Annotated in this window: 5 protein-coding genes and 1 pseudogene; 3 read left to right on the plus strand and 3 right to left on the minus strand. The window is 60.4% G+C overall.

Features of this window, described 5'->3' with window-relative positions:
• Positions 1-260 precede the first annotated feature (260 nt).
• The 3 genes and pseudogenes from gmd to AC1DU6_RS17615 all read left to right on the plus strand — a co-directional run.
• Positions 261-1,385 (plus strand): GDP-mannose 4,6-dehydratase, encoded by a 1,125-nt coding sequence (gene gmd / locus AC1DU6_RS17605; protein ID WP_477858605.1) that lies wholly within the window; start codon positions 261-263, stop codon positions 1,383-1,385.
• 14 nt (positions 1,386-1,399) lie between these two features.
• Entirely contained in the window at positions 1,400-2,329 is a 930-nt protein-coding gene (gene fcl, locus AC1DU6_RS17610; RefSeq protein WP_477858606.1) for a GDP-L-fucose synthase, read from the plus strand.
• Between the two features lie 101 nt (positions 2,330-2,430).
• Positions 2,431-3,035: pseudogene (locus AC1DU6_RS17615) on the plus strand (integrase core domain-containing protein); the annotation flags it as partial.
• Between the two features lie 73 nt (positions 3,036-3,108).
• Here the strand turns inward: AC1DU6_RS17615 and AC1DU6_RS17620 are convergent.
• The 3 genes from AC1DU6_RS17620 to AC1DU6_RS17630 all read right to left on the minus strand — a co-directional run.
• The gene (locus tag AC1DU6_RS17620) at positions 3,109-3,807 is read right to left on the minus strand and encodes an FkbM family methyltransferase (protein WP_477858608.1); all 699 of its coding nucleotides are present in this window, start codon (positions 3,805-3,807) and stop codon (positions 3,109-3,111) included.
• Between the two features lie 289 nt (positions 3,808-4,096).
• A complete protein-coding gene (locus tag AC1DU6_RS17625; RefSeq protein WP_477858609.1) occupies positions 4,097-5,380 on the minus strand; it encodes a sensor histidine kinase in 1,284 nt (427 codons plus the stop codon).
• A 42-nt stretch (positions 5,381-5,422) separates the two neighbouring features.
• A partial coding sequence (locus AC1DU6_RS17630; protein ID WP_477858611.1) for an AAA-type ATPase lid domain-containing protein occupies positions 5,423-5,918 on the minus strand: 496 nt, incomplete at its 5' end.

A 5,918-nucleotide genomic window follows, 5' to 3' on the forward strand; every position in this document is an offset into this window, starting at 1 on the left:
GAACTTTTCGAAGTCGTGGCTGATAGGTCTGCCGAAAGGCAACGGGTGGAGCGGCTGCGCGGTGGTCTTGCGCTGCGCGGGACCGCTTGATCCAGGGCGGGGACACTTACGCCGTCCATGCACCCCAGTAGCTACCATGCCCTAGCGATCACAGTGACAGGGAGGTCATATGGAATTTGACGCAGGGGATAGCCGCTGCTTCCATAGACGTCCACGTCAAGTTTCGCGTCTTGCCAACATAAAAGTCAGCGGAGTTTCGTTTGAGCACGTCCCCCAAAAGAGCCCTCATCACCGGCGTCACCGGCCAAGACGGCGCCTACCTCGCCGAGCTGCTCCTGTCCAAGGGCTACGAGGTGCACGGCATCAAGCGCCGCAGCAGCCTGTTCAACACGGACCGGGTCGATCACCTCTACCAGGATCCGCATGTCGACAACCAGCGCTTCAAGCTGCACTACGGCGACCTGACCGACTCGACTAATCTCATCCGCATCGTCCAAGAGACCCAGCCTGACGAGATATACAACCTCGGCGCGATGAGCCATGTGGCCGTGAGCTTCGAGCAGCCGGAGTACGCCGCGGACGCCGACGGCATCGGCACGCTGCGCCTGCTGGAGGCGATCCGCATCCTCGGCTTGACGAAGAAGACACGTTTCTACCAGGCCTCGACCTCCGAGCTGTACGGCCTGGTGCAGGAGATCCCGCAGAAGGAAACGACGCCCTTCTACCCGCGCAGCCCCTATGCAGTGGCCAAGATGTACGCCTACTGGATCACGGTCAACTACCGTGAGGCCTACGGCATGTACGCCTGCAACGGCATCCTCTTCAACCACGAGAGCCCGCTGCGCGGTGAGACCTTCGTCACCCGCAAGATCACCCGCGCCATCGCTCGTATCGCGCTGGGCCTACAGGACTGCCTGTACCTGGGCAACCTCAGCGCCCTGCGCGATTGGGGCCACGCCAAGGACTACGTCGAGATGCAGTGGATGATGCTGCAGCAGGACCAGGCCGAGGACTTCGTCATCGCGACCGGGGTGCAGTACAGCGTTCGCCAATTCGTCGAGTTCGCCGCGGCGGAACTTGGCATCACCCTGGCTTTCGAAGGCGAGGGGGAAAAGGAAATTGGCGTGGTCAAGGCAATCCAAAGTGACAAGGCCAAGTGCAAGGTCGGCGACGTCATCGTCAAGGTCGACCCGCGCTACTTCCGCCCGACCGAGGTCGAGACGCTGCTCGGCGACCCCACCAAGGCCAAGGAGAAGCTCGGCTGGGTTCCCAAGACGACGTTGAAAGAGCTCGTCGCCGAGATGGTGCACGCCGACTACACGTCCGCCCGTCGCGACAGCCTAGTCAAGATGGCCGGCTTCCAGGCCTACGACTACAACGAGTGACACACGGCCTCACGATGAACAGGAACGCGAAGATCTTTGTTGCAGGCCATCGTGGCATGGTCGGCTCGGCACTCGTGCGGCGCCTGGAGGCAGGCGGCTATGGGCGCGTCATCACCGCCCAGCGCGGCGAACTCGACCTGCTGGATCAACGCTCCGTACACGGGTGGCTGCAGGACAAGAACCCGGACTACATCTTCATTGCCGCCGCGAAGGTGGGCGGTATCCAGGCCAACAACACCTACCGCGCGGAGTTCCTCTATCAGAACCTCATGATCGAGGCGAATCTGATCCATGGTGCCCACCTGGCAGGTGTTCAGCGCCTGATGTTCCTCGGATCGTCCTGCATCTACCCCAAGCTGGCGCCGCAGCCGCTGCGCGAAGACAGCCTGCTGACGGGTCCGCTTGAGCCGACCAACGAGCCCTACGCCATCGCCAAGATCGCCGGCATCAAATTGTGCGAGAGCTACAACCGCCAGTACGGGCGGCGGTATGTCAGCGCGATGCCGACCAACCTCTATGGTCCCAACGACAACTACGACCTCAACAACAGCCACGTCCTGCCGGCGCTGATCCGCAAGGCTCACGAAGCCAAGCAGCGTGGTGACCGTGACCTGGTGGTCTGGGGCACCGGCACGCCGCTGCGCGAGTTTCTCTACGTCGATGACCTTGCTGACGCCTGCGTACACCTCATGGAAACCGGCGCGGAAGACGTGCTCATCAACATTGGCGTCGGTGAAGACGTGACCATCCGCCAGCTAGCGCAACTGGTGTGCGAAGTGGTCGGCTTCGAAGGAGATCTGGTGTTCGACACCTCCAAGCCTACCGGTACGCCGCGCAAGCTCATGGACGTCAGCCTACTGACCAAGCGGGGCTGGAAGGCAAAAATCGGACTGCGCGACGGCATTGCGTTGGCTTACGCCGATTTCCAGAAACGCCTGGCCTGAGCGCATGGGTCAGTTGCCCTTGCTCCCCTTTGCCTTGCCCGACATCGGCGACGACGAGATCGCCGAAGTCGTCGATCGACGCGCAGCGCGAGCACTTCGTGATCGAGCTGATCTGCAAGGCATTGCAGGTCGCCCCGTCGGGCTGCTGCCGCCACGCCGCGCGTCAGCGCAACCCGACGCTGCTGCCCGGCAGAGCGCAGCGCGACGCCCAACTGGCCCCGCACGTTCCCACTTCACTTGTTAAGTGGGGACGAAGACTGTCAGCTCCCAAGTGGCGCCTCAAGGACGCTGGTAATTGACCGCATACTTTCGATGCACACCGAGTTCGTGCTCGACGCGCTGGAACAGGCGCTGTATGACCGCAAGCCGTCCGACGACGGCAGCCTAACGCATCAGTCCGACAGGGGGCGCAATACCTGTCCATCCGCTACAGCGAGCGCCTGAGCGAGGCCGGCATCGAGCCTTCAGTGGGGTCCAGGGCGACAGCTACGACAACGCGCTGGCCGAGATCATCGGGCTCTACAAGGCCGAGGTGATCCACCGACGTGGACCATGGAAGACCAAACAGGCGGTGGAACTCGCGACGCTGGAATGGGTCGCGTGGTTCAACCACCACCGATTGATGGAGCCCCTGGGCTACGTCCCGCCGGCCGAGTTCGAGGCCAACTACCATCGACAACGCGCTGGTCAAGCGACGACCGTCTGACTTAAACCAACAGGCCTCCGCGAATGCCGGGGCGGTTCAGTTCGCCTTACAAAACCCGACGCAGGAGCGTAAGTCAGAGCTTCCGCTCGTGCACGAAGAGCGCGTCACCCCAGCCTAGCCATGGACCGTCGCTGTCCGGCCCATTGCGCACCTGCCGACCGGCCATTACCTTGCGAACCATTTTGAAGCCCCACGTCGCCAGCCACTCCGTGAGTTCAGGCAACAGTGCGCAACCTTCATACACCTGGTCCTCGTTGACCTCGGTGTAGATGTAGTCGAATCTACGGATCATTGGCCACGGTTCTATGAGGCCCTGCAATGCCATTAGTTCGGCGCCCTGCAGATCCATATTTAAAAAGTTTGGGAACTTGTCGTATGGAGGTGCGCTTGAACACCCCCAGCCCTCCTGCACCGCGTCGCAGAGCGTCGTCGTCGGAAGCGTCACGTAGTCGACGTAGTGGACATACGGGTGCTTTTCGCGATGCGTCCCGAGCGGTAGTACTGAAGAAGACTCCCCGTTGTTTGCCAAATTGAGCGTCATCAATTCGCCGGACTTGGCGCCGAGGCACGCATGCAGCCAGCGCTGGCCGAGCGGCGCTACGGTGTTCCCGAGATCCTCGATAAGCGCAGGATTCGCTTCGATCCATAGAACAGCGCGGATACCGCTCTGCAGGTAGATGTCCGCTTCTTCAGCCTTATGTGCACCTGCATGAACTACACCGTCGATGCACATAGAGTAGTCACGAATCAATTCTTCGAGCGGCATCAGCATGGCAGTGACTCTAGCAGATTGGAGTTGGTTGAAATCTGTTTGCAATGGGATGGGCGCCGCCACCCGGAGACGGCATCGAAGTTCCAAAGTGGATGTGTCGGCAACCACTGGATCGGTTGGAGCGCCCGCCATGGAGACTACGACGCGGCGACTGGTCGTACTGGTCGTACATCGACTTCGTCACGCTCAACCCGGAGAGCGACTCGACCGTCATCGTGACCATGCTTCCCGAAATACTTAGCCACGGGCTGCATGAATCAGGCGACCACTAGGTTGACGCGCACCGGTTTCATCGCGGCTTTCGCAGACTTATTGTCGCTTTAAGACCCCCTTCACTTCGGTTGCACAGTGCGATGCGACCGTTATGCGCTTCCGCGATCTCTCTTGCCAGCGCCAGCCCTAAGCCAGTGCCATTTCGCTTCGTCGAATAAAATGGCAATAAAGCCTGAGTTAGTACGGTGTCACTCATGCCCGGACCACTATCTGCGATTTCGAATCGGATTTCTCGGCCACAGTCATGCACAGTCATAGTAACCGCGCTGGGATCGCCGCCTGATTCGTAGGCGTTCTTTAGCAGGTTGATGAGCGCCTGTTCGATCTGAGCTGAGTCGAAGCGACCGGGCCCGTTCGGCAGGGGGCCCAGAAGGGTGAAGCCATACTGCGATCGCAACCGTTCAATGAATGGCTGCCACACTACTACGTCTAACCGCGGAGTCGGTAACTTCGAAAACCTCGCATACCCATCTATGAAGGCGTGTAGGTGGCCTGCCCGCTCACTGATCGTGGCGAAAGTCGACAATGCGCGTGCGTGATCGCCGCGCTTAAATAGTTCGGCCCCGGTTTCCGCCAAGGAGGCGATAGGTGCCAGCGAATTGTTCAGCTCATGGCTGATGACCCGAATCACGCGTTTCCAAGTCGCGACCTCTTGGCGCGACAGTTCGCGTGTTATGCGTCGGAAGAGGTGTAGCCGATGTGGGCGGCCCTGCAGCCTGAAGTCGCGCTGAGATAGATGAAAGGTATCATCAAAGTCTTCAAGCCTGATGCTGAACAATGCATCGTCGCCCGCATGCACCGCGCGCTGCAGCGCCGGTGGCGCCTGAGCAAGCAGCGCCCCAAAGTTTCCGCCCTCAAGGCTCCGCCCACTCCCGAGCAGGCTACGGGCCGCTACATTGGCGTATACGACGCGCTGCGCAGCGTCACAGAGCACTAGAGCCACTGGCGTGTTCTGTACKACCGTATCAAGTAGCAGCTCACGTTGCGCAAGATGTTGACGCTGATCTCGCAACGCTACTCCCAGCGCTGCCAGTTGATGCGCAAGCACACCCAACTCATCTTTCGTGGCGCCGTACACAGAAACCGAAGTACTGAAATCACCGTCACAGTAGCTTAGTAAGGCTCCTTCAAACGAACGCATCAAGCGCATTAACGGTGCTAACAGCGTCGCGGACAACGCGAGCTCCAACACCACCAGCAACGAGGCGCACGCCGCCGCTAGGACTGGCTGCTGACTCCACGGCAGAGCCCACTGCAGGGCAGCACCGGCAACACTTGCAATCAACAGACCGCCAAACACTCGGGCTCGGAGTGTATTGATTCGCATGAAAGCTCTAAAACATCATGCCGGTTCGGCTGGCGTAAGGCCATAGCGGGCCATACGGCGATACAACGCCTGACGGGACAGCCCAAGCAATACTGCGGCACTACTGACGATGCCCTGCGCTTGCGTTAGTGCAGCAAGCACGGCTTMGCGGCTGGGCTCATCCAGATTGCGTGCCGCCTTCACGAATGGCGCAGGCAAATTCAATAGCGCCGCATCTATGTCACGCCCACCCGCCAGCAGAGCCGCGCGTTCGATAACATTCTTCAGTTCTCGCACATTACCCGGCCAGTCATACGCCAGCAGTGCTTCATGCGCCGAGGCCGCCAAGACCGCCCGGCCTGCGAGAAAGTGGTCGGCCAACGCAATGATGTCGTCCCGTCGCTCGGCAAGCGACGGTAGCGGGACCTCGATGACATTAAGCCGGTAATACAGATCTTCACGAAACTGGCCGATCTTGACCATCGCCTTCAGGTCGCTATTGGTGGCGCTGACGATTCGCGTGCGGCTCTGT

It is taken from the genome of Roseateles sp. P5_B10 (assembly GCF_056400485.1).

What these genes read in the sequence shown, in the direction of transcription:
- fcl (WP_477858606.1), top strand. Translation starts at nt 1,400, where the DNA reads ATGAACAGGAACGCGAAGATCTTTGTTGCAGGCCATCGTGGCATGGTC.
- AC1DU6_RS17620 (WP_477858608.1), bottom strand. Translation starts at nt 3,807, where the DNA reads ATGCTGATGCCGCTCGAAGAATTGATTCGTGACTACTCTATGTGCATC.